Genomic DNA, 23569 nt, shown 5'->3' with positions numbered 1-23569 from the left:
CCCGACCCGGCGGCGTGGATCGCTGCGGCGGGCATACACATACAACGGGTCGGCGTTGAGCGCGAGAATGTCGGCATTGGCGCTGCAATAGCCCTGCAGCGCAGTCAGTTCGACGTCCTCGTCGGGCAGGAACAGCCGCGTCGGACCGGCCGCCCCGTTGGGGCTCGCGTTCATCGCTTCCCTTTCATGCCGACATTCTCGCGCTCAACGCCGACCCGTTGTATGTGTATGCCCGCCGCAGCGATCCACGCCGCCGGGTCGGGCTGATGTCCGGCGGCGGCAGCGGCCATGAGCCCATGCATGCCGGCTTCGTCGGTCGTGGCGGTCTCGACGCCGCCGTACCGGGCCGGGTGTTCGCCAGCCCGCACAACCGGCAGATCTATGACGCCTCGCGCCGGGTTGCCGGTGACGGCGGGGTATTACACGTGGTGAAGAACTACACCGGCGACCGGATCCACTTCGGCATCGCCGCCGAGCGGCTGGCCGCCGAAGGCATTCCGGTGGACCGCGTCCTCGTCGACGACGATCTGGCCACCGAGAACGACGAGACCGGTACCGGCCGGCGGGGCACCGGCGCGACCGTCATCGTGGAGAAACTGCTGGGCGCGCTGGCCGATACCGGCGTCGATCTGGTGCAGCTCAAGGAATTCGGTGACCGTGTGGTCGGCGACAGCCGCAGCCTGGCCGTCGCGTCGGGATCCCACACGTCGTTCGCGACGCGCCGGGCGGCGTTCGACATCGCCGAGGGCACCCTCGAATACGGCATCGGCATCCATGGCGAACCCGCACAGGAGTCGACGCGGTCGGCAGGTCTCGAGGCACTCGTGGAGCAGATGGTGACCGCGTTGCTCGACGCCTTGCCGGCCGGCACCGACCGGGTGCTCGTGCTGGTCAACGGGCTCGGCTCGACGACCGCGCTGGAACTCGGGGCGATCACCCGGATCGTCGACCAATTGCTCGGTGCGCGTGGCATTGTCATCGACGGGGCCCTGGTGGGCACCTACATCTCCGCCCTGGACATGCGGGGATTCTCGCTGACGTTGACCCGCTCGGACGATCAACGGGAGGCGCTGTGGCGACACGAGACCGCGGTACCGGGATGGCCGCCGATGTCGTCGTTCGGATCTGCCGAACCCCAGACGCCGGCCCCGACCGTCCCGCCTGCCACCGACGATGACGACCCCTTCCTGCGCTCGGTGACTGAGGTCGTCGAGCGCGCACATGGCACGCTCACCGATTTGGACCAGCGCGCCGGCGACGGCGATTTCGGCGACAACCTGGTGGCCGGAGTGCGCAACGCACACCGCCTTTCGTCGTCGCAGCCGGGACTGAACCGCCTGGCCCGCAGCTTCCTCGACACCGTCGGTGGATCGAGCGGGCCCCTGATCGGTCTGGTGCTCGACGCCATCGCCGCGGAGACGGCGGCGGCCGACCCCTCGCACTACGCGGCCGCGCTCCAACGCGGTGTGGCCCGCGGGATGCAGTCGGTGCAACGCGCCGGCGGGGCGCAGCCCGGCGACCGGACGATGCTCGACGCGCTGGACGGCGCCGGCCGGGCCGGCACTGAAAGCCTCGTCGACGTCGTCCGCGGGGTGGCCGACGGCGCGGCGGGCACGGCGCGGATGCGTCCCCGTTTCGGCCGGGCCAGCTACGTCGGCGAGCGAGCCGTCGGCAGCCCCGACGCCGGGGCAGTGGGTATCGCGCTGTTGATCGCGCTCATCGCCTCCGATCTGGACCCTGGGGTCGCCGCGGACTGCGGCCGGATCACCACCGAGCAGATCGGGCCGGCAGCGGGCGCATGAGCCGAACCCGTGCGCAGCTTCGCGCCGTGGGGCTGACCACCGGACTGGTGGTCTGGAACGGCATGGTCGATCCGCGATTACCGGCCCGCTGGCAGCCGCTGGTGCGGGCCGCGCTCGGCAGTGCGCTGATGCTCCGAACCGGGGCCCGCCCCGGCCTCCGACCCCCGGCTCTGTGGTCCGGCCTGCGGCTGGGCCTGGCAAGCGCCGCGGCGGTGACAGCCGGGGTGGCGGCAAGCTCCGCGGTGCCCGTCGTCCGCGCCGAGATGCGCCGCAAGCCCCTTCCCGAAGCGCCGGGCCGGTGGTTGACGCTGCGCATCCCGCTGGGAACGATCTGGCCGGAAGAAGCCACGTTCCGGGGCGCGCTCGCCACGGTCGGCACCGAGGCCTTCGGCCCGTCGGGCGGTCAACTACTACAGGCCAGTGCGTTCGGGCTGTCTCACATCGCCGACGCGCGGGCCGCGGGAGAGCCGGTGATCCCCACCGTGCTCGCCACCGGCGTGGCCGGGTGGGTGTTCGGCCGGCTCGCGCAACGCTCGGCCAGCCTGGCCGCGCCGATCCTGGCGCATCTGGCGATCAATGAGGCGGGGGCCCTGGCGGTGCTGGCCTACCGATCCGCGCCAGCAGTGCGGCCAACCCGAGAATCACGACGGTGACGAGCAGCGGCCACCAGGTGGGCCAGGCGTAGCCGCTGACCCGCAGCGGGATCAGCACCACACAGACGATGACCAGAGTCAGGATCAGGCGCGGCGCCTGCTGCGCTGCCGTCGACCCGGCCACGCGTGAATTGGCCTCGGTGACAAGTACATACACCACCAGAAGCAGCAGAGCCGGAACCGTCGTCTGCAACTTGCCGATGTGTTCCTGGAACCGGCAGAAGCCGACGGCCAGCACACACATCGCCGCCGGAACCAGCGTCGCCACCTCCGGTCCCGGCCCGAACAGTCGGGCTGCGACACGAGTGGCTGCCCACATCAGAACCAGCAACGCCGCCGAGGCCAGACACAACGCCCCGGCGGCGAACCAGTAGATGCCGGCGTCGGAGTAGAACTCCGAGATCACCAACGACAGATTCACGGCAGTGATCTGGAAGCCACCGGTGGTACCGACGTTGACGGCGACCAACAGCGCCAGCGCACTCAGCGCTGCGACGCCCACTGCCGCACCCACCGGACGAGCCACCGACTGCAGCCGACCGCTGACCACGGTTGCCGCTTCGAAACCCACCAAACCGAGGCCGAGCGGGATGACGGCCGCCGTGGCCAACAGCACTGATCCGAACTGTGTCGAGGAGACCTGCACCGGCGGCGTTCCCGCCACCACCCGAGCCGCGACCGCCAGCGCCAGGTACAGAAACACCAGCAGGCCCGCGCCGGCCAGGGCCGCAGCCGTCGCACCCACCGCGCGAGTGGGCAGGTATGCCACCACGGCACCGGCGATCACCACCACCGCCACCGCCCATCCCGGCCACCACCAACCGGCCAGCGCGGTCTCCAGATCCGGCGCCCCGGTCAACGGCTGCAACGCCAGACTGAGTGCCGCGCCCACCCCCAGCAACACATAGGCCGCCAGTTGGACCAGGCTGGTGAACCGACCCGCGGCCGGACCGACCGTGGAAGCCACGAGGTCACCGGTCGATACCGCGTCCGGCGCATTCCGGCGCAGCCGGGCGAACGCGAAGATCAGAACGGCCGCAACGGATGCCGCGCACAAGGCGGCCACGCCGTGGAACGCCGACGCGCAGATCGGTGCGAGGGACAACCCGACCGCGCGCCATGCCGGCAGTGCAGGAGGCCAGGTGGCGGGCTGCTCCACGCTCACCGGCACTGCGCGTTTAGGCATCGGCGTCACCGCTCATCAACGTCCCCCTCCGCGGGAAAGAACCCCTGGCTCAAGATCGTAGAGTCGTCACGGATTGATCGTGGGTTCGCCGACTTGACGACCCCAGACGTAGTCGATGAAAATCGGCGAGCCGAGCTCGACGTGGTTGTACGGGGCGATCGACAGGCCGGTGTCCATCACCAGATACGGCGCCGGCCACAGGTCGCGCGTGATCTTCTGCCAACAGCCCGGTCGGCCCTCGGGCCCACCGCTGGCGTTGACCCGCGGCAGATTGTCCGGATACACATAGGCGTTGCCCACCCCGATGCTCGACAGGGTCCCGGTGACATCCAGCGAGTATCCGTTGTCGCCGCCGAAGGTCTCCCAGAACGCCGGTGCCACATCGTGATAGTTGCGGATCGTGCAGAACAACTGCCCCTGATACTTGTCGAACAGTTGCGACGTCGGGATCAGATCCTGGGCCCCGCGCTGCAGATACGGACCGCCCCGTTCGAGAATGTCGGAACCGGTGTCGGCGAACCCGATCGCTGCGATCAGCGCCGCGTCGAGGCGCCCGCGCTGGGAATTGACCGTGGCCGCGCTGCGCGCCGCGTCGGCCAGTCCGTCGAACAGGTCGGGCCCGGCCGCCGCATAGCGTGCGCCGAGTTCGGCCAGTGCGGCGATGTCGTGGCGCAGCGCAGGCAGCCGCGGGTTCACCTGGTCAAGGATGGCGTTGCCGTCGGACAACGACTGGCCGAACTCGCTGCCCAGGCCGGACAACGCCTGCGCGGTGGCCGACAGGGTCTGGTTCAGCTTGATCGGGTCGATACGTTCGGTGATCGCCGTGATCGTCTCGAACAGGCTGTTGAACTCGGTGGTGACCGCGGTGACGTCGATCGGGGTGGTAGTTGAAACCCGTTGCGGGCTCGGGTTTTTCGGCGAGGTGAAGGCCACGTACTTGTTGCCGAACACTGTGGTGGCCGCGATCGAGACCTGCACGTTGGCCGGCAGCAGAGCAAGGTATTTCGGTGTGATGTCCAGGCGTACCAGGGCCCGGACCGGATCTCCGCCGTCCGTGTCGACCGAGGCCACCCGGCCGATCGGCACCCCGTTGTAGGTCACCTTCGAACCCGGGTCGAGCACCAGACCGGCCCGCGCGGCCAGCAGGGTCAGCGGTGCCTTGGCCTCGAACGCACCCCGGAACTGCGCGGCGATCAATCCCAGTGCCAGTGCGAGGACCGCAAGAAGCACCGCACCGGCCGTGCGATACGGCGGATGGCGGTGATCGGCAAACACTTTGCGAGACTCTATGACATGGCCGCACGAGGCAGTGTCGATCCGCAAAAGACCCGGGCAGCGGTTGGCGCCGTGGCCGACTGGTTGCGTGACCCGACCCAGCCGGAACCGGTGCGCGCCGAACTGGCCGACGCCGTCCGGCTGACCGCCCGCACCCTGGCCGCCGTCGCCCCGGGCGCCAGCGTCGAGGTACGGATACCGCAATTCGTGGCGGTGCAGTGCATCGAGGGGCCCCGCCACACCCGGGGCAACCCGCCCAACGTGGTGGAAACCGACGCCCGCACCTGGCTGTTGCTGGCCACCGGGCTCCTCGGACTCGATGCAGCCGGGGCCGCGGTGCAGATGTCGGGATCACGGGCCGGCGAGGTGGACCGGTGGCTGCCGCTGGTGCCGCTCGACCCCGAAGGCCACTGAAGGGCACTGACTACCGGAAGTACGGATACTCCTGCACCCAGTGGAAGCCCCGGTTACGCAGGGTGAACTGGTCGAGGTCGTAGCGATCCAGCCAGATCCCGACATTCCGGCCGGACAGCTCACCGGTCAGCTGAAGCTGCTGCGGCGACGGTCGGGTCGCGGTGAGCGCGGCCAGCGGGGAACCGTCCGGTCCCGACAATGTCAGGTGGTCTCCGTCGACCTTGACCGGCGCGTCCACCAATTCACCGGTCATTCGCTGATAGGTGACCACCTCGGGGGTGTCGAAAACGACGCGCTGCCAACGGTGCTGGTCGGTAATCAGCGGCGGGGCGGTCCTACCGTCGACGTCGAACCGGCTCACCGTCCAGATCCCGTACAGCTCGGGCTTGTCGCGGCCACCGCCATACTCGGTCCAGCTCTGCCAGCTGGTCAGGACGCAGCCGGCCACCATCCAGATACCCAGCAGGCCCTGGACCCGTGCCGCGATGGTGTTCGCGCGCGCAGACGCGAAGAGGTCAGGTTGGCGGGCCGGCCCCGTGTCGCGCTGCAACACCAGGAAGTCCGCCAGCCGGCGGTACTGCGGCGCCAACAACACCAGCCCCATCAACAGCAGATGCCCGGAGAGAATCTTGACCGGCACGTCGAAGGTCATGTTCAGCAGGAACACCTGCGCCATGGCGGACACGCCCAGCAGTGCGCCCAAGGTCGCGGTCCGCGGAACGAAGAGCAGCAGCCCGGCGAGGACCTCGACCGCGCCGAGCGCCATCTCGTACGGATATGAACTGCCGACCTGCAACCACAGCACCGAGGCGGGACTGAACTCGCCGTACGGGCGCAGCAGGGCCGCCAGCGGAGGGGCCGGCATCTGCGTCGGGACCAGCTTGGCGAACCCGTAGAACAGCATCTGCCCGGCCACACACAACCGGAGGAACGTCAGAAACCAGGCCCACAACCGGGCATAGTCGCGACGCCCCCGATCCACCAGTGACCACACCGCGGTACCCACGACTGCGACGACCGCCAGACAGAACACCATCACCCAGATCGCGGCCTGGTCGCCGCTGCCCGAATCCCGGTGCAGCACCGCCTCGACCCCGAAGACATGCGAGCCGACCCAACGCAGCAACGGCTCGAGCATGGTCATCTGCCACATCACGGCCCGGTCCGGCAACCAGTGGCCCACCACACCGAGGAACGCGAACAGGATCTGCGCGAACATCAGGCTGAACAGACCGAAGTACAGGAAGCAGAACCGGAATGCGATCTTCGTCACCTCCGGCCACGCCGGCAGCGGGGTGTCATCCCCGGCTGTCGGACTCGTGGTTTGCAGCGTCTCCGGGAGTTGGCGTGTCACGAAAACCATCCTTGCCCTTGGCATGTAGTGGGTCGACGAGGTTATCCCGACGTTGACGGGTGCGGCGTGTCACACCGTCGGGCGGCGCGTACGGAAATGCGATCGCCTCCTGGGCTGTTGAAAACCTTGATGCCACACCGGCCATTCGATTCTTTTGTTGGGCCGGCTGGACCGTAGACTCAGTTATGTCACCAACCGCCGCCCCGGGAGCAGCCCTATCGTGACTGGTCAGCAACTCGACGAGAACGAACCGCGCGAGGAGTGCGGCGTATTCGGGGTCTGGGCCCCGGGTGAAGACGTCGCCAAGCTCACGTACTACGGCCTGTACGCACTGCAGCACCGAGGGCAGGAAGCCGCCGGAATCGCAGTGTCGGACGGGTCGCAGATCCTGGTGTTCAAAGACCTCGGGTTGGTCAGCCAGGTGTTCGACGAACAGACTCTGGCCGCCATGCCGGGTCACGTCGCCGTCGGCCACTGCCGCTACTCCACCACCGGGTCGACCACCTGGGAGAACGCCCAGCCGGTATTCCGCAACACCGCGGCCGGCACCGGCGTCGCACTCGGCCACAACGGCAACCTCGTCAATACCGCTGAACTGGCCACCCGGGCCCGCGAGGCCGGGCTCGTCGATGTGCGGGCCGCGCAGGCAGCGCTCACCGCGACCACCGATTCCGACATCCTGGGCGCGTTGCTGGCCCACGGCGCCGCCGACGCGACCCTCGAGCAGGCCGCCCTGGAACTGCTGCCCACCGTGCGCGGGGCGTTTTGCCTGACCTTCATGGACGAGAACACCCTCTACGCCGCGCGCGATCCGCACGGTGTGCGTCCGCTGGCGCTGGGCCGGCTCGACCGCGGCTGGGTGGTGGCATCGGAAACCGCCGCGCTCGACATCGTCGGCGCCTCCTTCGTCCGCGACATCGAGCCGGGCGAACTACTGGCCATCGACGCCGACGGGGTGCGCTCCACCCGGTTCGCCAATCCCGAACCCAAGGGCTGCGTCTTCGAATACGTCTACCTCGCCCGCCCGGACAGCACGCTGGTGGGCCGCTCGGTGCACGCCACCCGCGTCGACATCGGCCGGCGGCTGGCCCGCGAACATCCCGTCGACGCCGATCTGGTGATCGGCGTCCCGGAGTCGGGCACGCCGGCCGCGGTCGGCTACGCGCAGGAATCCGGTATCCCCTTCGGGCAGGGCCTGATGAAGAACGCCTACGTGGGCCGCACGTTCATCCAGCCCTCGCAGACCATCCGCCAGCTGGGGATCCGGCTCAAGCTCAACCCGCTGCGAGAGGTGATCCGCGGCAAGCGGCTCATCGTCGTCGACGACTCGATCGTGCGCGGCAACACCCAGCGCGCGTTGGTGCGGATGCTGCGGGAGGCCGGAGCGCTGGAGGTGCACGTGCGCATCGCGTCGCCGCCGGTGAAATGGCCCTGCTTCTACGGCATCGACTTCGCCACCCCGGCCGAGCTGATCGCCAACGCCGCCTCTGCCGAACACCCCGGCGAGATGCTCGAGGCCGTGCGGCATGCGATCGGCGCCGACAGCCTGGGCTACATCTCTCAGCAGGGCATGATCGCCGCCACCGAACAGCCTCCCACCCGGCTGTGCTCGGCCTGCTTCGACGGCAACTACCCGATCGAGCTGCCCGGCGAAGCAGCGTTGGGTAAGAACGTCGTCGAGCAGATGCTTGCCACCGCGGCTCGTACCGGGGTCCCGGTGACGGCCGACAACGACAACGTGTCGGCGCTCAGGCGTCCCTGACGTCGCGCCGCGGCTGACGGGTCCCTGACGCGCGCTTAACACCTCCTGCGCTGTACCCCCGAAACAGCGGGGCGGTAGCCTTGCATCCGATGACTAAGGGCGCCGAACAGCACGGCATCGCCGAACAACACAGCATTTCCTATGCGTCGGCCGGAGTGGACATCGAAGCCGGTGACCGCGCGGTCGAACTCTTCAAACCACTCGCCGCCAAGGCCACCCGCCCCGAGGTCCGGGGCGGCCTGGGCGGCTTTGCGGGACTGTTCGCCTTACGCGGCGGATACCGCGAGCCGGTACTGGCCGCCTCCACCGACGGCGTCGGCACCAAGCTGGCCGTCGCCCAGGCCATGGACAAGCACGACACCGTCGGCTTGGACCTGGTCGCCATGGTGGTCGACGACCTCGTGGTGTGCGGAGCCGAGCCGCTGTTCTTGCAGGACTACATCGCCGTCGGGCGCACCGTCCCCGAGCGGGTCAGCGCCATCGTCGCCGGTATCGCCGAAGGGTGTGTGCAGGCCGGTTGCGCGTTGCTGGGCGGGGAAACGGCCGAGCACCCGGGCCTGATGGAACCCGATCACTACGACATCTCCGCGACCGGTGTCGGCATTGTCGAGGCCGACGACGTGCTCGGGCCCGACCGCGTCCGCCCGGGCGATGTGATCATCGCGATGGCGTCGAGCGGGCTGCACTCCAACGGCTACTCATTGGCCCGCAAGGTGTTGCTGGAGATCGACCGGATGAACCTGGCCGGCCATGTCGAGGAATTCGGCCGGACGCTCGGTGAAGAGCTTCTCGAGCCGACCCGCATCTACGCCAAGGACTGCCTGGCGCTGGCCGCCGAAACCCAGGTCCGCACGTTCTGCCACGTCACCGGCGGTGGCCTGGCGGGCAACCTGGAGCGCGTCGTGCCGCACGGACTGACCGCGGAACTCGATCGCGGCACGTGGACGCCGGCACCGGTGTTCCAGATGATCGCCCAGCGCGGACGCATCGAGCGTGCCGAGATGGAGAAGACGTTCAACATGGGCGTCGGGATGGTCGCGGTCGTCGCCCCCGAGGACACCGACCGTGCGCTGGCCATCCTGACCGCACGGCACCTGCAGTGCTGGACGCTGGGAACCGTCGAGAAGGGCGGCAAGGACAGTGTGCGCGCCCAGCTGGTCGGACAGCATCCGCGGTTCTAGGCAATCAGACAAGGTCGCGCTGGTAAGCGTTCTGCGTAACCAGCGCGACCTGTCTCTGAGAGCTGCGACGGAGTGCTGACGGCTCAGCGCCGCCAGTCATCCTCACCCGACCATTCGTCGGCGTCGTCATTGACGTCACCGGAATCGGGAGATCCCGACAGCTCACGTTGGAGCTGACTGAAGTCGGTGTTCGGTGAGCTGTACTTCAGCTCACGTGCAACCTTGGTCTGCTTTGCCTTCGCCCGGCCGCGGCCCATGGGGGGACCCCCTCGCGCAATAACGGAGCGGCCCAATTACTAGGCGGCTCCGATCTGTGTGTCTTTATTGTCCTGCCGACACTTTACCGTGCCCCGGCGGGAAGTGCTGCCAGGCCCTGCCGCACGGTGACCGGCCCAGGGGTTCGACGGCTCAACGGCCCCGCAGCCGCTCGACAGCGGCGCGACCGGCCCCGGCCGTGGCATCCGCTGCAGGCAGCGACTCCGGATCGATCGCGGCGGGCACTTGCGGCTCGCTTCCGGCCATCAGCTCGGTATCGGCCGGCAATCCCCGCTTGAGCAGTGCCAGAGCGATCGGTCCCTCGTCGGCATGCTCCACGACCGTGCCGATCCGGCCGACGTTGCGTCCGCCGGCGGTCACCGGGTCCCCGGTCGCCGGTCGCTCCGCACCGCCGTCGAGGTGCAGAGTCACCAGCATGCGGGGCGGTTTGCCCAGGTTGTGGACCCGCGCGACGGTCTCCTGGCCGCGGTAGCAGCCCTTGTCGAGGTGGACGGCGCCGACGCCGGGGCCGCCGATCCAGCCGACCTCGTGTGGAATGGTCCGCTCATCGGTGTCCACGCCCAGCCGGGGGCGGCGGGCGGCCACCCGATGCGCCTCGTACGCCCAGACACCGGCCGGGCGCACCCCGGCGTCGGTGAGCTTCTGCAGGTAGATGGGCACGGACTCGCGCGGCACCACCAGGTCCAGTTCGAGGCCCGCGGCCGGGAGCCTGCGGACGAATCCACCGCCGGACAGGGGCGTGGCCGTCGACTCTTCGGGCAGCTCGTCACAGCCCAGGGCCTTGATCACCGCCCCGTCGGCCAAACCCGGGCCGAGCAGCGACAGCACCGCCAGATCGGCCGGTTCGATCTGCACCTCGGCCCAGAACACCATCTTGCGCAGATAGGCCAGCAACGGCTCGCCGCGCCATGGCTCGGTGTCCAGGTAGGTGATCCCACCGAGGTCGGTCTGAATCCAGTGATCTTCGACACGGCCCTGCAGATCCAGGCTGAGGTTCTCGGTGACCGCCCCGTCCGGCAGGGCACTGACATGCTGGCTGGAGATGCTGTGCAACCACGTCTGACGGTCCTTGCCGGTCAACGTGAGCACCGCGCGGTGGGACCGGTCCACCACGACCGCGCCGCGATCGGCGGCATGTTGTTCACCGAGCGGATCACCGTAATGCCACGCGGCGCCTGCGTCGGGACCGGCCTCGGGCGCCGGAACTGCCGGCGGTAGTGCAGTCATACGCCAACTCTACGTTCGCGGCTGATCGCGCCCTCGGTGCTCTTGGCGCTACGCTGGCGCCCCATGGCAAGCCCACCAGCCGTGCTGGTCACCCTTGACGGGCAGATCCACGATCCCGACGTCCCGCTGCTGCACGCCGACGAGCTGGCCGCGGTCCGCGGCGACGGGGTGTTCGAGACGCTGCTGGTCCGGGACGGCCGGCCCTGCCTGCTGGAGGCGCACCTGGCCCGGCTGACGCAGTCGGCCAGGATGCTCGACCTGCCTGCCCCCGACCTGGATGCCTGGCGGGCCGCCGTCGCGCTCGGAGTGGGGCACTGGGCCGCCGGTCACGACGCCGAAGGCGTGCTGCGGTTGGTCTACAGCCGCGGTCGGGAAAGCGGTTCGCCGCCCACGGCATTCGCCACCATCGGTGCGGTCGCCGATCGGGTGGCCGGGGCCCGGCGCGACGGGCTCGCGGCGATCACCCTCGACCGGGGCCTGCCCCGCAGCGCCAGCGATCTGCCATGGCTTGCCGCCGGGGCCAAGACCCTGTCCTATGCGGTGAACATGGCGGCGCTGCGGCACGCCGAACGCCACGGGGCCGGCGACGTGATCTTCGTCAGCTCGGACGGCTACCTCTTGGAGGGCCCGCGTTCCACCGTGGTGATCGCGACCGCGGACACCGACGGTCACCCGCTGCTGTTGACCCCACCGCCGTGGTATCCGATCCTGCGCGGCACCACCCAGCAGGCGCTGTTCGAGGTGGCCCGCAACAAAGGGTACGACTGCGACTTCCGCGCCCTCACACCCGCGGATCTGCTGACCGCACAAGGGGTTTGGCTTGTTTCCAGTATCACGCTGGCCGCGCGTGTGCACACCCTGGACGGGCAGCGGTTACCGGACGCGCCCCTGGCTGCCGAGATGGCGACGCTGATCGACGCGGCGCTGCGCAGTGACCGTTGAGCGGCGGATAAATCGCTTGTCGGGTTGCGCGGACGGGGGTACCTTCGTGGGCACACAGGGAAGGAGGTGGTCCGTCAAATTGAGTGACTTATGGACATGTGAGGTGGCTGCCCGCTAGCAGCGTCGGGGTATTGCCCGCAGCGCGCTGGCGAATTCCCCGCAGCCACCCGGCCCCCGAGCCTCCGGTTTGTCCAACCAGGTACTACGGCTCGGGGGCCGCCCCATATCTGGGTCCGGCGGTTATACGTGCGTTGTGCGGGTCAGCTGGGGCCCGGCGCCAGCGTGGCACACGCTTTGGTGGCCTGCTGCCAGGTCTGATCGTCGACGCCGGCGGGCGGGCCGGCGACCGGCCCGGGCGCTGCCGGCACCCCGTGCTCGGTCAGACAGTGGGCGTACGTCCCGTGCTCGGGCGGTGGCGAGGTCGGGGCGGGCTGCGGTCCCCCCGACGAGCAGGCGGCAAGGATCGCAGCCGCGGCAAGCAGACCCGCCGTGATGATCGGGCGGCGCATCAGCCGACGAACCGTGACAGTCGGGCCGACAGGTGCGGTACCAGACCGCCGTCGGCATCCACGCGTTCCTCGACGTAGCCGAGATCGCCGCCTTCGACGATGCCGTAGAGCCGCTTGGCGCCGCCGACCAGCAGGCCCGACTTACTGCGGGCCAGGGCATCGGTGACCAGTTCCCAGGAGGCCTGGGTAAGTGGCTTGCCGTAGAAGAGTTCGACGTAGCCGGCCGAATGGGCCAGCAGCAGTTCGATGGCCTGGGATTCGTCGCGGCCGGTCGGATCGTCGGGATCGGTGACGAAGCGCCAGAAGCCGGTTTCCCGCAGGCCGGGGGAGTCGTATTCGCCGGATTCGGTCAACCGCCAGGAGCGGGAGTCCCAGTTCAGGTAGTCACCGCCGTCGTGGGAGACCACGATCTGCTGGCCGAACCGGTAGTCGCCGTTGGTGTCGCGGCCTTCGCCCTCGCCGCGCCAGACGCCGACCAACGGCAACAGCGCCAGGAGCGCATCGTTGAGTTCGACGCCGTCGCGCAGGTTGGCGGTATCGGCAGGTAACGGCAGGTCATCGAAGACCGGAATGTTGCGGCCGGCGGTGACCTTGGCGCGTTCGGCAGCAGCTGCCAAGGCCCGATCACCCGAGCCCGGCTGAACCGCCGGGGCGTCGGCCGGCACGTCCCGGTCGGAGGTCACGACTCGTCGGTGACGAGGCGGTACAGCGCGTACAGCGCGAACCACGTGATGACCACGACGGCCGCGACGAGCATTATCTCGAAGAAGAGCACCACGGTTGTGAGTCTAGTTCCTAGTCGGTGGGGTCGGCGTCCCGGGTCGGGGCGCCCTATACCAGTCGAACGTGAGCCTGGGTGCGAGAAATCATCGAAAACTCGCCCCCAAGCTCACGTTCGAGCAGCAGGCCTTAAGCGACCTTGACGTCGACCTCGTGGATGCCGGCACCGGCCGGGGCCACGCTGGCATCGCCGTTGCCCGCCGGGGACAGGGCGCGCAGCGTCCAGGTGCCCGGGGCGGCGAAGAAGCGGAAGTCACCGGTCGCCGAGGCCACCACCTCAGCGGTGAACTCGTCGCTGGAGTCCAGCAGACGCACGAACGCGCCGCCGACCGCCTGGCCGGAGCCGTCCACCACGCGACCGGTGATCACGGTTTCCTTCTCCAAGTCGACGCCGGCGGGCAACGTCAGTCCTTGCTTCGGTGCAGAGCACATATCAACTTCCCAACTCGATCGGGGCGCCCACCAGGGAGCCGTATTCCGTCCAACTGCCGTCGTAGTTCTTGACGTTCTGGTGTCCCAGCAGCTCCTGCAGCACGAACCAGGTGTGCGACGAGCGCTCACCGATCCGGCAGTAGGCGATGGTCTCCTTCTGACCGTCGAGGCCGGCCGCGGCATACAGCTTGGCCAGCTCCTCGTCGGACTTGAAGGTGCCGTCGTCGTTGGCTGCCTTGCTCCACGGAACGTTGATGGCGCCGGGGATATGCCCGGGCCGCTGGCTCTGCTCCTGCGGCAGGTGCGCGGGCGCCAGGATCTTGCCGGAGAACTCGTCCGGTGAACGCACGTCGACCAGGTTCTTCGCACCGATCGCGGCGATCACCTCGTCGCGGAAGGCGCGGATGTTGTTGTCCGGGGCCTTGGCCGAGTACGAGGTCGCCGGGCGGCTGACGGCATCCTTGACCAGCGGGCGGCCGTCGAGCTGCCAGCGCTTGCGGCCACCGTCGAGCAGCTTGACGTCGTTGTGGCCGTACAGCTTGAAGTACCAGTACGCGTAGGCCGCGAACCAGTTGTTGTTGCCGCCGTACAGGATCACGGTGTCGTCGTTGCTGATGCCCTTGTCACTCAACAGCTTCGAGAACTGCTGCTGGTCGACGAAGTCGCGCTTGACGGAGTCCTGCAGGTCGTCCTTCCAGTCCAGCTTGACGGCGCCGGGGATGTGCCCTTCGTCGTCATAGGCGCTGGTGTTCTCGTCGACCTCGACGAACACCAGGCCGGGGGTGTCGAGATTGTTCCCGGCCCATTCGGTCGAGACCAGGACGTCGGAACGTGCCATGTACGAATTCCTTTCGATTACTTCAGGTTTGAGTTTCAGGCGGGTTGGGTGGCGGATGCCGGACGACGCAGTCGCGCCACCAGCGGGTAGATCTGGCAGCCCAGGCAGATGCCGAAGGCTGCGTTGAGGAAGGCCGCCACCAACGCGAACGCGGTGGCGGTCAGCCCGAGGGCGTAGATACCGGACGCGAATCCGACGGTACCGACGACGGCGAACACCAAGCCGACCAGCTGGGCGAACTTCAGCGGTGCCACCGGTTCACGTTCGGTGACCGGCCCCAGGCGCGGGGCGATGACGGCGGCGAACAGCCGGCCGTAGGGATGCGTGCGCGGACCGCCGGCGGCGCCGACGGCGAACACCAGGGCCTGGGCACCCAACAACACCGCGGCCACCGGTTCACTCACGCCGGCAACCAGCAGGGTGGCGATCAGTACCGCGGTGGTGACCCAGGCGGCGAAGCGTGGCCCCCGCACGTCGACCTGCGAAGGCGCACCGCCGGCGGCGGGCCTGGTCGATGTCGATGACATGTGGAAAAACTCCTGTTGTTGTGAAGGTCTGGTGGTGTGCAGGCTCAGGGCACGAGACCCGAGCGGGCGCGCAGAAGCGCGCAGCTGCCCTCAACAGCAACAACAACAGCAGCAACCCGCGACGCGGCACAGATCAACTGCGCGGCGCTTGGTGAGCACAAGCTCAAGGCGGGCTGACACGAGCGACAGCTTACCCAATGACCGCCGCGTCAAGCCAACAGCGGTTCCAGCGCCGAGCGCAGGTCAGCGGCCTTGGGGACCCCGCTGGTGCGGTACCGCGGCCGGCCGTCGCGGTCGAAGATGATGGTGGTGGGCAGCGACAGCACCGAAAGCCGCCTGGCGGCTTCGGGATTGGCATCCATGTCGATCTCGACATGAGCAACGTCGGGCAGCTCCGCGCAGACCTGGTCGACCACTCGACGCACCCCGGCGCACGGCCCGCACCACTCGGCCGAGAAGTGCAGCACGGTCGGACCGGTGTGCGACAACCCCAGATCAGCGGTGTCGACGTCGGCGGCTTCCTCGCCGGCCTTGATCATCCCGGAACGCAACGTGATCAACCGGCCGAGCACGAAGGCCACCCCCAGTGCCGCGATGAGCACCGCGATCGCCGTCACCAGGGAGGCGCTCATGACTGCCGGAACCCCGCCAGGTCGATCGTGACCCCGGGTTCGATGCCCTCGATGATCACGTCTGAACCGCGCGCACCCGCGGTGGTCGGGACGATACCGAACGGCAGTTTCTGCCCGGTGATTCTGTGGCTGAACTCCGAGAGCACGGCCGCGATCTTGTCGTCGGGCACGGGCTCGTCGGCAGTGCCCGGGCCGGTCAGGATCCCGGTCGCGGTCAGCACCAGGGTGGTGTCGTCCGCCTCGGCGAACGACAGGTCGACCGAGACGCTGACCCGTTTGTCGAGTCCCGACGCCTTGGGCGTTCCGGTGAAGACGAGCCCCTGGCTGCTGGAGATCCCGGACTCGGTGGTGCCCCCGGTGGCGTCGTTGGACTCCCGCGCCGGTGCCTCCACCAGCAGGTCGTCGATGCCCATGTACCGACCGATGTGGGTGGAGTCGATGATGATGCGGCTCTCGGCCTTGTCGACGTGCATCTTGGCGTCAGGCCGGATCAACCATGACGCCTCGGCGAGATCGATTCCGTGCAGCGTGGCCTCGAGCGAGGCCTTGCCGACCACCGGATGGTCGACGCCGCCCGCTCGGATCTCGACTTCCCGGTACTTGTGGTTGCGGACCTGGGTGAGGAACGGGAAACCCAGAATCGCGACCCACGGATCCCAGCTCAGTCCGGCCGCGCTGCGGATGTTGCGGGCCAGTCGGTACTCGGCGTAGATCGCGGAGCCGAAATCGGCGCCGACGACGCCGACGACGAGCGCGGTCACGGTCGCGGTGAGCCCGATCAGCAGTCTGCGCACCGCCACATTGTCGCCCACGGGCGACGGATCAATCCGCTCGGCGCGGCTGATCCGCTGGTGAGGCGTTATCGTTACAACACTAATGGCCGGTAACGGCTTCATGTCAGTCATGAATCCGACCGTGCGGACACCGGGGTCCGGGCGATCGTGGGAGTGATTGCCGGCGCGCCGGAGGACCTGTTGGATCTGCTGCTACTGACCGTCGACCCGCATCCCGAGTCTGTCCTGCCCTCCCTGTCCCTGCTGGCCCACACCGTGCGCACAGCACCGACAGAGGTGTCCTCGCTGCTGGAAGCGGGCAGTGCCGATGTGGCGATCGTCGACGCGCGCACCGACCTCGCGGCCGCTCGGGGCCTCTGTCGACTGCTGGGGACCACGGGCACGTCGGTGCCGGTGGTCGCGGTGATCAACGAAGGCGGTCTGGTGGCCGTCAACCATGAGTGGGGATTGGACGAAATCCTGCTGCCGGGCACCGGCCCGGCCGAGATCGACGCCCGGCTGCGGCTGCTGGTCGGCCGGCGCGGGGGCGGCGCGAATCAGGAGAATGTCGGCAAGATCACCCTCGGTGAGCTGGTGATCGACGAAGGCACCTACACCGCGCGGCTACGGGGACGTCCGCTCGACCTCACCTACAAGGAGTTCGAGCTGCTCAAATACCTCGCCCAGCACGCCGGGCGGGTGTTCACCCGGGCCCAGCTGCTCCAAGAGGTGTGGGGCTACGACTTTTTCGGCGGCACCCGCACGGTCGACGTGCACGTCCGTCGACTGAGGGCGAAGCTCGGGCCCGAGTACGAAGCACTCATCGGCACCGTTCGCAACGTCGGGTACAAGGCGGTGCGTCCGTCCCGCGGCCGCACTCCCGCCGCCGAGTCGCCCGACGCCGAACCCGACGATGGTGACGCCGACGACGAATTCGACCCCACCCACGACGCCGGCGAGCCGTTGGCCGGGAGGCTGCCCAGCCAGTGATCGAACTCGACTGGCGCGCCGGGCTGTCCCCGGCCGAACAGACCCGTATCCGTGACCTCATCGCCGCCGCCACCGACAGCGACGGGGTGGCCCCGGTCGGCGATCAGGTGTTGCGCGAGCTGAGCCAGGACCGCACCCGGCACCTGGTGGCGACCGACGGTGCCGACCTGGTCGGCTACCTGAACCTGGCCCCGGCCGACGGTGACGACCCGGCCATGGCCGAGCTCGTGGTGCACCCCGACGCCAGACGCCGCGGTATCGGTGCGGCGCTGGCCCGCACCGGGCTCGCCGCGGGCGGCGCGGGCACCAGGATCTGGGCGCACGGCAACCTCGACGCGGCCCAGTCCTTGGCGACGTCGCTGGATCTCACCGTGGCGCGGGAGCTGCTGCAGATGCGGCGACCGCTGACCGACCTGCCGCCGGTGCGGACTGCCGAGGGCGTGCAGATCAGGACCTACGCCGGTCCGCAGGACGACGCCGAGATCCTGCGCGTCAACAACGCGGCCTTCTCCTGGCACCCCGAACAGGGCGGCTGGACCGAACGGGAGATCGCCGAACGACGCGACGAGCCCTGGTTCGACCCGGCCGGACTGTTCGAGGCGTTCGACGCCCAGACCGGGGTGCTGTTGGGATTTCACTGGACCAAAGTGCATGCCGCGTCCCGCGGCGAAGTGCATGGCGAGGCCCACGAGTCCGAGCTGGGTGAGGTCTACGTCGTCGGCGTCGATCCGGCCGCCCAGGGTCGGGGGCTGGGCTCGGTACTGACGCTGATCGGGCTTCACCACCTGGCCGACCGGTCCTGTTCGACGGTGATGCTTTACGTGGAGGCAGATAACTCGGCGGCCGTCGCCACCTACCGGAAATTGGGTTTCGAGGTGTTCAGCGTCGACGCCGCGTACGCCGCCGGTTAACCCGTTTAGCTGTGAACACGCTGAACCTGTTCACTGCCGATTCACCTGCCGTCCGCGAGTTGTCCACTGCGGCCGAATAGGTTGCCGGAGAGTCCGAAGCCGTCAACTGGTCGACTGAAAGTGGGACATGTGAAGCTCATCAGCATTGGCAGGGGTGTAGGCAAGCCGGTCGGGGTCGCGCTCTCGGCGACCGCCATCGCGGCGCTCACCCTGACCGCGTGCGGTAGCGACAACAACACGGGCACCTCCGGCTCCGCGACTTCGGGCGGCACTTCGGCTTCCTCGGCCGAGTGCGTCGGCAAGAACTCCCTGACCGCCGAGGGCTCGACGGCCCAGCAGAACGCGATCGCCGAGTTCAACAAGGTGTGGGGCCAGGTGTGCTCCGGCAAGAATTTGTCGTACAACCCGACGGGGTCGGGCGCCGGGGTCGATCAGTTCATCGCCAAGCAGGTCGACTTCGCCGGTTCCGATTCGGCGCTCAAGGACGATCAGGTCGCCAAGGCCGCCGAGCGCTGTGGCGGCAACGAGGCCTGGAACCTGCCGCTGGTGTTCGGCCCGGTCGCGCTGGCCTACAACGTCGAAGGCGTCGACAAGCTCGTGGTGAACCCCGACGTGCTCGCCAAGATCTTCTCCGGCCAGATCACCAAGTGGAACGATCCGGCGGTGGCCGCGCTGAACGCCGGCACCACCCTGCCGGATCTGGCGATCACGCCGATCTACCGGTCGGACTCCTCGGGCACCACCGACAACTTCCAGAGATACCTGGCCGCCGCCGCACCGCAGACCTGGACCAAGGGCGCGGGCAAGGAGTTCCAGGGCGGAGCCGGCGAGGGCGCGCAGAAGTCCTCCGGAGTGGTTCAGGCCGTGCAGGCCACCCCCGGCTCGATCGGCTATGTCGAGAAGAGCCCGGCCGCCGCCGCGGGTCTGCCGTACGCCGAGATCGACAGCGGCGCCGGAGCCGTCCCGCTGGACGACCAGTCGACCACCAAGGCCGTCGGTGCGGCCAAGTTCGAGGGTGAGGGCAAGGACCTCGTGCTGGACCTGAACGCGCTGTACGCCTCGAAGGAGGCCGGGGTTTACCCGCTGGTGCTGGCCACCTACGAGATCGTGTGCTCCAAGGGCTACGACGCCGACACCGCCGCGGCCGTCAAGTCCTTCCTGACCGTGGCGGCCAACGAGGGGCAGGCCAGCCTGTCGCAGGCCGGATACATCGCGCTGCCCGACGAGTTCAAGCAGCGTCTGCTGACCTCCGTCGAGGCCATCGCATAGACAGCCCGCTGGCATTAGGGGAGGAATCTGGGCAAGGATGGGTTTTTCGACCATATGACCAACAGGGGCCCTGACGGGACAACAGTGACGACGCCGAATCCATCTGAATCCGGGTCGGGGGAGACGCTCGCCTCCCCCTTCCCGGAGCCAGAACCCATCTCCACCAACCCGTCCAGGGGTGCCAAGGTTCGCCTCGGCGACCGGATCTTCCATGGCCTGGCCGAAGGTTCGGGCATCCTCATCGTCACGCTCATCGCGGCGATCGGGGTTTTCCTGCTGTGGCGGGCAGTGCCGGCCCTGACCCGTAACGAGGAGAACTTCTTCCTCTACGGCGGCAACTGGATCACCACCGACACCTCGGCGATGCACTTCGGCATCTTCGATCTGCTGCAGGTGACGGTGTTCGTCTCGCTGTTCGCCTTGGTGTTGGCGATGCCGGTGGCGCTGGGCATCGCGATCTATCTCACCCAATACGCGTCGCGCCGACTGGCCGGACCGCTGGCCTACCTGGTGGACCTGCTGGCCGCGGTGCCGTCCATCGTCTACGGCGTGTGGGGCCTGTACGTGTTGGCCCCGGCCATCAAACCCTTTGCCGTGTGGCTCAATACGAACCTGGACTGGCTGTTCCTGTTCAAGACCGGCAACGCCTCGGTGGCCGGCGGCGGCACCGTCTTCACCGCGGGCATCGTGTTGGCGGTGATGATCCTGCCGATCATCACCGCGGTGACCCGTGAGGTGTTCATCCAGACCCCGCGCGGCCAGATCGAGGCCGCGTTGGCACTCGGGGCCACCCGCTGGGAAGTGGTGCGCACGACGGTGCTGCCCTTCGGCCTGTCGGGTTACATCAGCGGCGCCATGCTGGGGTTGGGCCGCGCGCTCGGTGAGACCATCGCGCTGCTGATCATCCTGCGCGGCACGCAGACCGCGTTCAGTTGGACGCTGTTCGACGGCGGCTACACCTTCGCCAGCAAGATTGCCGCCACGGCAAGCGAATTCAACGACGAGTACAAGGCCGGGGCCTACATTGCCGCCGGACTGGTGCTGTTCATCCTCACCTTCGTGGTGAACTCGCTGGCCCGGGCCGCGGTCGCCGGAAAGGGGCGCTGATGAGCGCTTGCGCGAAGAGGAGACAGCACAGATGACATCCACTCTCGAACGCCCGGTCAAGGCGGCGGCGTTCCAGGGCGTGAGCCTGCGACGCAAGCTGACCAATCACGTTGCCACCGTGCTGGTGACCCTGTCGGTGCTGATCGCTTTGATCCCCCTGGCCTGGGTGTTGTACGCGGTGGTCGTCCGGGGCTGGAGCGCATTGACTTCGGCCACGTGGTTCACCCATTCCCAGGCCGGGATGACGACGTTCAGCGAAGGCGGCGGGGTCTACCACGCCATCGTCGGTACCGTCCTGCAGGGCTTGGTGTGCTCGCTGATCTCCATCCCGATCGGCGTGATGGTGGCGGTCTACCTGGTCGAGTACGGCGGCGGCACCCGGCTGGGCAGGGTCACCACGTTCATGGTGGACATCCTCACCGGCGTGCCCTCGATCGTCGCCGCGTTGTTCATCTACGCATTGTGGGTGGCCACGCTCGGGTTCGGCCGGTCCGGGTTCGCGGTGTCGTTGTCGCTGGTGCTGTTGATGATCCCGGTGATTGTGCGCGCCACCGAGGAGATGCTGCGTATCGTGCCGATGGACCTGCGTGAGGCGAGTTACGCGCTGGGCGTGCCGAAATGGAAGACGATCGCGCGGATCGTCATCCCCACGGCATTGTCGGGCATCGTCACCGGCGTGATGCTGGCGCTGGCCCGGGTGATGGGTGAGACGGCGCCGCTGCTGATCCTGGTCGGCTACGCCCAGGCGATGAACTTCGACATGTTCAGCGGGTTCATGGGATCGCTGCCGGGCATGATGTACGACCAGATCTCGGCGGGCGCGGGTGCCAACCCGGTGCCCACGGACCGGCTCTGGGGCGCGGCGCTCACGCTGATCCTGCTGATCGCCCTGCTCAATGTCGGCGCTCGGGCGATCGCCAAGTTCTTTTCCCCCAAGAAGGTGTAGGAGTCATCCATGGCCAAGCGGCTGGATCTCAAGGACGTCAACATCTATTACGGTGCGTTCCACGCGGTTTCGGAAGTTTCGTTGTCGGTACAGCCGCGCAGCGTGATGGCCTTCATCGGTCCGTCGGGCTGCGGCAAGTCGACGGTGTTGCGCACGCTGAACCGGATGCACGAGGTGATTCCTGGTGCCCGCGTCGAGGGCTCGGTGCTGCTCGACGGTGAGGACATCTACGGCCCCGGGGTGGATCCGGTGGGCGTGCGCAAGACGATCGGGATGGTGTTCCAGCGTCCGAACCCGTTCCCCACCATGTCGATTCGCGACAATGTGGTGGCCGGGCTGAAGCTGCAGGGCGTGCGCAACCGGAAGACCCTCGACGAGGTGGCCGAGCGGTCGCTGCGCGGGGCCAACCTGTGGAACGAGGTCAAGGACCGGCTGGACAAGCCCGGCGGTGGACTCTCCGGTGGTCAGCAGCAGCGGTTGTGCATCGCCCGCGCGATTGCGGTGCAACCCGACGTGTTGTTGATGGATGAGCCGTGCTCGGCGCTCGACCCGATCTCGACGTTGGCCATCGAGGACCTGATCTCCACGCTCAAGCAGGATTTCACGATCGTGATCGTCACCCACAACATGCAGCAGGCCGCCCGGGTGAGCGATCAGACCGCGTTCTTCAATCTCGAGGCCACCGGCAAGCCGGGCCGGCTGATCGAGATCGACGACACCGAGAAGATCTTCTCCAACCCGACCCAAAAGGCCACCGAGGACTACATCTCCGGCCGCTTCGGCTGACTGCTCGCGGAAGAAGATCAGGGGGTCAGCACGACGCGGGTGCCGGCCGGTTCACCGCCGGCCCATGCCTCGGCCACGTCGGCCAATGCCCGTGGTTGCGTGCGTAAGTCGAGCCGGCCGTCGGCGACCATGGAGAAGAGTTCGGGTAGCACCTCGGTGCGGGCCCGGGTCATCACCTCAGGTGGCACACTGCCGAATCCGACTCCGCTCAGCGTGATCCCGGTGCTGCGCAGCACGCCCGCGTCCAGAGACAACGTGGGCCCGGTCATCGAGCCGATCTGGATGAACCGCGTCGAGTGGTAGTGCGCGGCCGGGTGGCTGGCGGCCAGTGCCGTCAGCACCTCCGTGGCGGGTTCTCCCCACAGGTAGTCCAGCACGGCGTCGAACGGGTGATCGGCGTGCATCTCGGTGACCAGCCGGCCCAGGTCCTGCTCGCCGAGCGTGATCGTGGCATGCGCGCCCGCCGAGCGCAGCCAGGCCAGTCGATCGCTGTTGCGGCCGGCGACCACCACGGACCCGGCGCCGAACATGGTGACGGCCAGTTGCGCTGCCATGGAGCCGGTTACGCCGGTGGCACCGAGTATCAGCACGTGATCGCCAGGCTTGACCGCGGCAGCGTGTGACAGCGCGGTCCACGCCGAGATACCGGGGTTGGGCAGGGCGGCCGCGGTCACCGAGTCCAACTGCTCGGGGACCGTGACGCCGCCGTGGGCGTCGACGAGGGCGCGCTGCGCCATCATCCCGGTGAACCCCAATGCTGCGGTGTAGATACGACGCCCGTCGGCGAGCCGAGCAACGCCGTCCACGCCGGGTATGGCGGGAAGCTGAATTTCCTTGCTGGCGTAGTGTTTTCCCGATACCACGCCCCGGGCGAGGTTGGTCAGGGCCGATGCTTCGACCTCGGCCACCTCGGCGTCGTCGCGCGGTGTGGGCTCGGGTACGTCGGTATAGACCGGCGTTGCGTCCCATTCGGTGACCAATGCGGCTTTCATGGTGG

General features: G+C 68.3%; 26 protein-coding genes. 12 read left to right on the top strand and 14 right to left on the bottom strand.

The window, feature by feature from the left end; translation table 11 throughout:
• Positions 1-194: 194 nt before the first annotated feature.
• Both A5740_RS28950 and A5740_RS21390 read left to right on the top strand, forming a co-directional pair.
• A complete protein-coding gene (locus tag A5740_RS28950) occupies positions 195-1802 on the top strand; it encodes a dihydroxyacetone kinase subunit DhaK (RefSeq protein ID WP_256386380.1) in 1608 nt (535 codons plus the stop codon).
• Positions 1799-2455, top strand: coding sequence for a CPBP family intramembrane glutamic endopeptidase (locus tag A5740_RS21390; protein WP_076197350.1), 657 nt, complete (start codon positions 1799-1801; stop codon positions 2453-2455). Before A5740_RS28950 ends, A5740_RS21390 begins: the two co-directional genes overlap by 4 nt.
• On the opposite strand, the gene A5740_RS21385 is transcribed toward A5740_RS21390, so the two are convergent.
• Positions 2376-3641, bottom strand: a complete 1266-nt coding sequence (locus A5740_RS21385; RefSeq protein WP_076197349.1) for a hypothetical protein — start codon at positions 3639-3641, stop codon at positions 2376-2378. The genes A5740_RS21390 and A5740_RS21385 overlap by 80 nt on opposite strands.
• Before the next feature lie 66 nt (positions 3642-3707).
• The gene (locus tag A5740_RS21380) at positions 3708-4916 is read right to left on the bottom strand and encodes an MCE family protein (RefSeq protein WP_076197348.1); all 1209 of its coding nucleotides are present in this window, start codon (positions 4914-4916) and stop codon (positions 3708-3710) included.
• A gap of 18 nt (positions 4917-4934) precedes the next feature.
• On the opposite strand from A5740_RS21380, the gene A5740_RS21375 reads away from it, so the two are divergent.
• Entirely contained in the window at positions 4935-5330 is a 396-nt protein-coding gene (locus A5740_RS21375) for a sterol carrier family protein (protein WP_076197347.1), read from the top strand.
• A 10-nt stretch (positions 5331-5340) separates the two neighbouring features.
• Here the strand turns inward: A5740_RS21375 and A5740_RS21370 are convergent, their stop codons facing one another.
• Positions 5341-6693 carry a DoxX family protein gene (locus tag A5740_RS21370; protein WP_371454784.1) on the bottom strand — a complete coding sequence of 451 codons (1353 nt, stop codon included), beginning with the start codon at positions 6691-6693 and terminating at the stop codon, positions 5341-5343.
• Between the two features lie 211 nt (positions 6694-6904).
• On the opposite strand from A5740_RS21370, the gene purF reads away from it, so the two are divergent.
• Entirely contained in the window at positions 6905-8446 is a 1542-nt protein-coding gene (gene purF / locus A5740_RS21365) for an amidophosphoribosyltransferase (RefSeq protein WP_076197346.1), read from the top strand.
• An 89-nt stretch (positions 8447-8535) separates the two neighbouring features.
• Positions 8536-9627: a phosphoribosylformylglycinamidine cyclo-ligase gene (purM, locus tag A5740_RS21360; RefSeq protein ID WP_076197345.1), complete on the top strand. Its 1092-nt coding sequence runs from the start codon at positions 8536-8538 to the stop codon at positions 9625-9627.
• Between the two features lie 83 nt (positions 9628-9710).
• On the opposite strand, the gene A5740_RS21355 is transcribed toward purM, so the two are convergent.
• Positions 9711-9884 (bottom strand): DUF3073 domain-containing protein, encoded by a 174-nt coding sequence (locus A5740_RS21355; protein ID WP_019342977.1) that lies wholly within the window; start codon positions 9882-9884, stop codon positions 9711-9713.
• Positions 9885-10035: 151 nt separating this feature from the next.
• Entirely contained in the window at positions 10036-11130 is a 1095-nt protein-coding gene (locus A5740_RS21350) for a folate-binding protein YgfZ (RefSeq protein WP_076197344.1), read from the bottom strand.
• A 63-nt stretch (positions 11131-11193) separates the two neighbouring features.
• Here A5740_RS21350 and A5740_RS21345 point away from each other — a divergent pair, with 63 nt between their 5' ends.
• A complete protein-coding gene (locus tag A5740_RS21345) occupies positions 11194-12072 on the top strand; it encodes an aminodeoxychorismate lyase (RefSeq protein ID WP_076197342.1) in 879 nt (292 codons plus the stop codon).
• A gap of 260 nt (positions 12073-12332) precedes the next feature.
• Here A5740_RS21345 and A5740_RS21340 read toward each other — a convergent pair whose 3' ends face one another.
• The 8 genes from A5740_RS21340 to lmeA all read right to left on the bottom strand — a co-directional run bounded on the left by A5740_RS21340 (position 12333) and on the right by lmeA (position 16602).
• On the bottom strand, positions 12333-12581 hold the full coding sequence (locus tag A5740_RS21340) for a hypothetical protein (protein ID WP_076197340.1): 249 nt from the start codon (positions 12579-12581) through the stop codon (positions 12333-12335).
• Positions 12581-13264: an FABP family protein gene (locus A5740_RS21335; protein WP_076197338.1), complete on the bottom strand. Its 684-nt coding sequence runs from the start codon at positions 13262-13264 to the stop codon at positions 12581-12583. Before A5740_RS21335 ends, A5740_RS21340 begins: the two co-directional genes overlap by 1 nt.
• Before the next feature lie 226 nt (positions 13265-13490).
• Positions 13491-13793, bottom strand: a complete 303-nt coding sequence (locus A5740_RS21330; protein WP_044520476.1) for a DUF1416 domain-containing protein — start codon at positions 13791-13793, stop codon at positions 13491-13493.
• Position 13794: 1 nt separating this feature from the next.
• The gene (locus A5740_RS21325; RefSeq protein ID WP_076197336.1) at positions 13795-14631 is read right to left on the bottom strand and encodes a sulfurtransferase; all 837 of its coding nucleotides are present in this window, start codon (positions 14629-14631) and stop codon (positions 13795-13797) included.
• 35 nt (positions 14632-14666) lie between these two features.
• On the bottom strand, positions 14667-15158 hold the full coding sequence (locus tag A5740_RS21320) for a DUF4395 domain-containing protein (protein ID WP_076197334.1): 492 nt from the start codon (positions 15156-15158) through the stop codon (positions 14667-14669).
• A 90-nt stretch (positions 15159-15248) separates the two neighbouring features.
• Positions 15249-15338 (bottom strand): Ms5788A family Cys-rich leader peptide, encoded by a 90-nt coding sequence (locus A5740_RS29415; RefSeq protein ID WP_350222965.1) that lies wholly within the window; start codon positions 15336-15338, stop codon positions 15249-15251.
• A gap of 29 nt (positions 15339-15367) precedes the next feature.
• Positions 15368-15790 carry a thioredoxin family protein gene (locus A5740_RS21315; protein ID WP_076197332.1) on the bottom strand — a complete coding sequence of 141 codons (423 nt, stop codon included), beginning with the start codon at positions 15788-15790 and terminating at the stop codon, positions 15368-15370.
• Complete coding sequence (gene lmeA, locus A5740_RS21310; RefSeq protein WP_076197330.1) at positions 15787-16602, bottom strand: mannan chain length control protein LmeA; 816 nt, start codon at positions 16600-16602, stop codon at positions 15787-15789. Before lmeA ends, A5740_RS21315 begins: the two co-directional genes overlap by 4 nt.
• 159 nt (positions 16603-16761) lie before the next feature.
• On the opposite strand from lmeA, the gene A5740_RS21305 reads away from it, so the two are divergent.
• The 6 genes from A5740_RS21305 (at position 16762) to pstB (ending at position 22572) form a co-directional block, all read left to right on the top strand.
• Positions 16762-17553, top strand: coding sequence for a response regulator transcription factor (locus tag A5740_RS21305; protein WP_254849283.1), 792 nt, complete (start codon positions 16762-16764; stop codon positions 17551-17553).
• Entirely contained in the window at positions 17550-18464 is a 915-nt protein-coding gene (gene mshD / locus A5740_RS21300; protein WP_076197328.1) for a mycothiol synthase, read from the top strand. Before A5740_RS21305 ends, mshD begins: the two co-directional genes overlap by 4 nt.
• A gap of 129 nt (positions 18465-18593) precedes the next feature.
• Complete coding sequence (gene pstS / locus A5740_RS21295) at positions 18594-19733, top strand: phosphate ABC transporter substrate-binding protein PstS (RefSeq protein ID WP_076197326.1); 1140 nt, start codon at positions 18594-18596, stop codon at positions 19731-19733.
• A 54-nt stretch (positions 19734-19787) separates the two neighbouring features.
• A complete protein-coding gene (pstC, locus tag A5740_RS21290) occupies positions 19788-20840 on the top strand; it encodes a phosphate ABC transporter permease subunit PstC (RefSeq protein ID WP_076197324.1) in 1053 nt (350 codons plus the stop codon).
• A 31-nt stretch (positions 20841-20871) separates the two neighbouring features.
• Positions 20872-21786: a phosphate ABC transporter permease PstA gene (gene pstA, locus A5740_RS21285; RefSeq protein ID WP_076197322.1), complete on the top strand. Its 915-nt coding sequence runs from the start codon at positions 20872-20874 to the stop codon at positions 21784-21786.
• Between the two features lie 9 nt (positions 21787-21795).
• Positions 21796-22572 (top strand): phosphate ABC transporter ATP-binding protein PstB, encoded by a 777-nt coding sequence (gene pstB / locus A5740_RS21280; protein ID WP_076197320.1) that lies wholly within the window; start codon positions 21796-21798, stop codon positions 22570-22572.
• Positions 22573-22589: 17 nt separating this feature from the next.
• On the opposite strand, the gene A5740_RS21275 is transcribed toward pstB, so the two are convergent.
• Positions 22590-23564, bottom strand: coding sequence for a zinc-binding alcohol dehydrogenase family protein (locus A5740_RS21275; protein ID WP_076197318.1), 975 nt, complete (start codon positions 23562-23564; stop codon positions 22590-22592).
• Positions 23565-23569 lie beyond the last annotated feature (5 nt).

Origin of the sequence: Mycobacterium sp. GA-1841, assembly GCF_001954135.1 — a bacterium.
In the GTDB taxonomy this organism is placed as follows: domain Bacteria; phylum Actinomycetota; class Actinomycetes; order Mycobacteriales; family Mycobacteriaceae; genus Mycobacterium.
Note: the sequence above shows the minus strand (reverse complement) of the source record. Positions and strands in the feature narration are given on the sequence as shown.

Excerpts from the sequence above, each read along its gene's own strand:
- A5740_RS21390 (WP_076197350.1), top strand. The coding sequence starts at position 1,799 with ATGAGCCGAACCCGTGCGCAGCTTCGCGCCGTGGGGCTGACCACCGGA.
- A5740_RS21385 (WP_076197349.1), bottom strand. The coding sequence starts at position 3,641 with ATGCCTAAACGCGCAGTGCCGGTGAGCGTGGAGCAGCCCGCCACCTGG.
- A5740_RS21375 (WP_076197347.1), top strand. The coding sequence starts at position 4,935 with ATGGCCGCACGAGGCAGTGTCGATCCGCAAAAGACCCGGGCAGCGGTT.
- A5740_RS21370 (WP_371454784.1), bottom strand. The coding sequence starts at position 6,693 with ATGGTTTTCGTGACACGCCAACTCCCGGAGACGCTGCAAACCACGAGT.
- purM (WP_076197345.1), top strand. The coding sequence starts at position 8,536 with ATGACTAAGGGCGCCGAACAGCACGGCATCGCCGAACAACACAGCATT.
- A5740_RS21355 (WP_019342977.1), bottom strand. The coding sequence starts at position 9,884 with ATGGGCCGCGGCCGGGCGAAGGCAAAGCAGACCAAGGTTGCACGTGAG.
- A5740_RS21350 (WP_076197344.1), bottom strand. The coding sequence starts at position 11,130 with ATGACTGCACTACCGCCGGCAGTTCCGGCGCCCGAGGCCGGTCCCGAC.
- A5740_RS21345 (WP_076197342.1), top strand. The coding sequence starts at position 11,194 with ATGGCAAGCCCACCAGCCGTGCTGGTCACCCTTGACGGGCAGATCCAC.
- A5740_RS21340 (WP_076197340.1), bottom strand. The coding sequence starts at position 12,581 with ATGCGCCGCCCGATCATCACGGCGGGTCTGCTTGCCGCGGCTGCGATC.
- A5740_RS21330 (WP_044520476.1), bottom strand. The coding sequence starts at position 13,793 with ATGTGCTCTGCACCGAAGCAAGGACTGACGTTGCCCGCCGGCGTCGAC.
- A5740_RS21325 (WP_076197336.1), bottom strand. The coding sequence starts at position 14,631 with ATGGCACGTTCCGACGTCCTGGTCTCGACCGAATGGGCCGGGAACAAT.
- A5740_RS21320 (WP_076197334.1), bottom strand. The coding sequence starts at position 15,158 with ATGTCATCGACATCGACCAGGCCCGCCGCCGGCGGTGCGCCTTCGCAG.
- A5740_RS21315 (WP_076197332.1), bottom strand. The coding sequence starts at position 15,790 with ATGAGCGCCTCCCTGGTGACGGCGATCGCGGTGCTCATCGCGGCACTG.
- pstC (WP_076197324.1), top strand. The coding sequence starts at position 19,788 with ATGACCAACAGGGGCCCTGACGGGACAACAGTGACGACGCCGAATCCA.
- pstA (WP_076197322.1), top strand. The coding sequence starts at position 20,872 with ATGACATCCACTCTCGAACGCCCGGTCAAGGCGGCGGCGTTCCAGGGC.
- pstB (WP_076197320.1), top strand. The coding sequence starts at position 21,796 with ATGGCCAAGCGGCTGGATCTCAAGGACGTCAACATCTATTACGGTGCG.
- A5740_RS21275 (WP_076197318.1), bottom strand. The coding sequence starts at position 23,564 with ATGAAAGCCGCATTGGTCACCGAATGGGACGCAACGCCGGTCTATACC.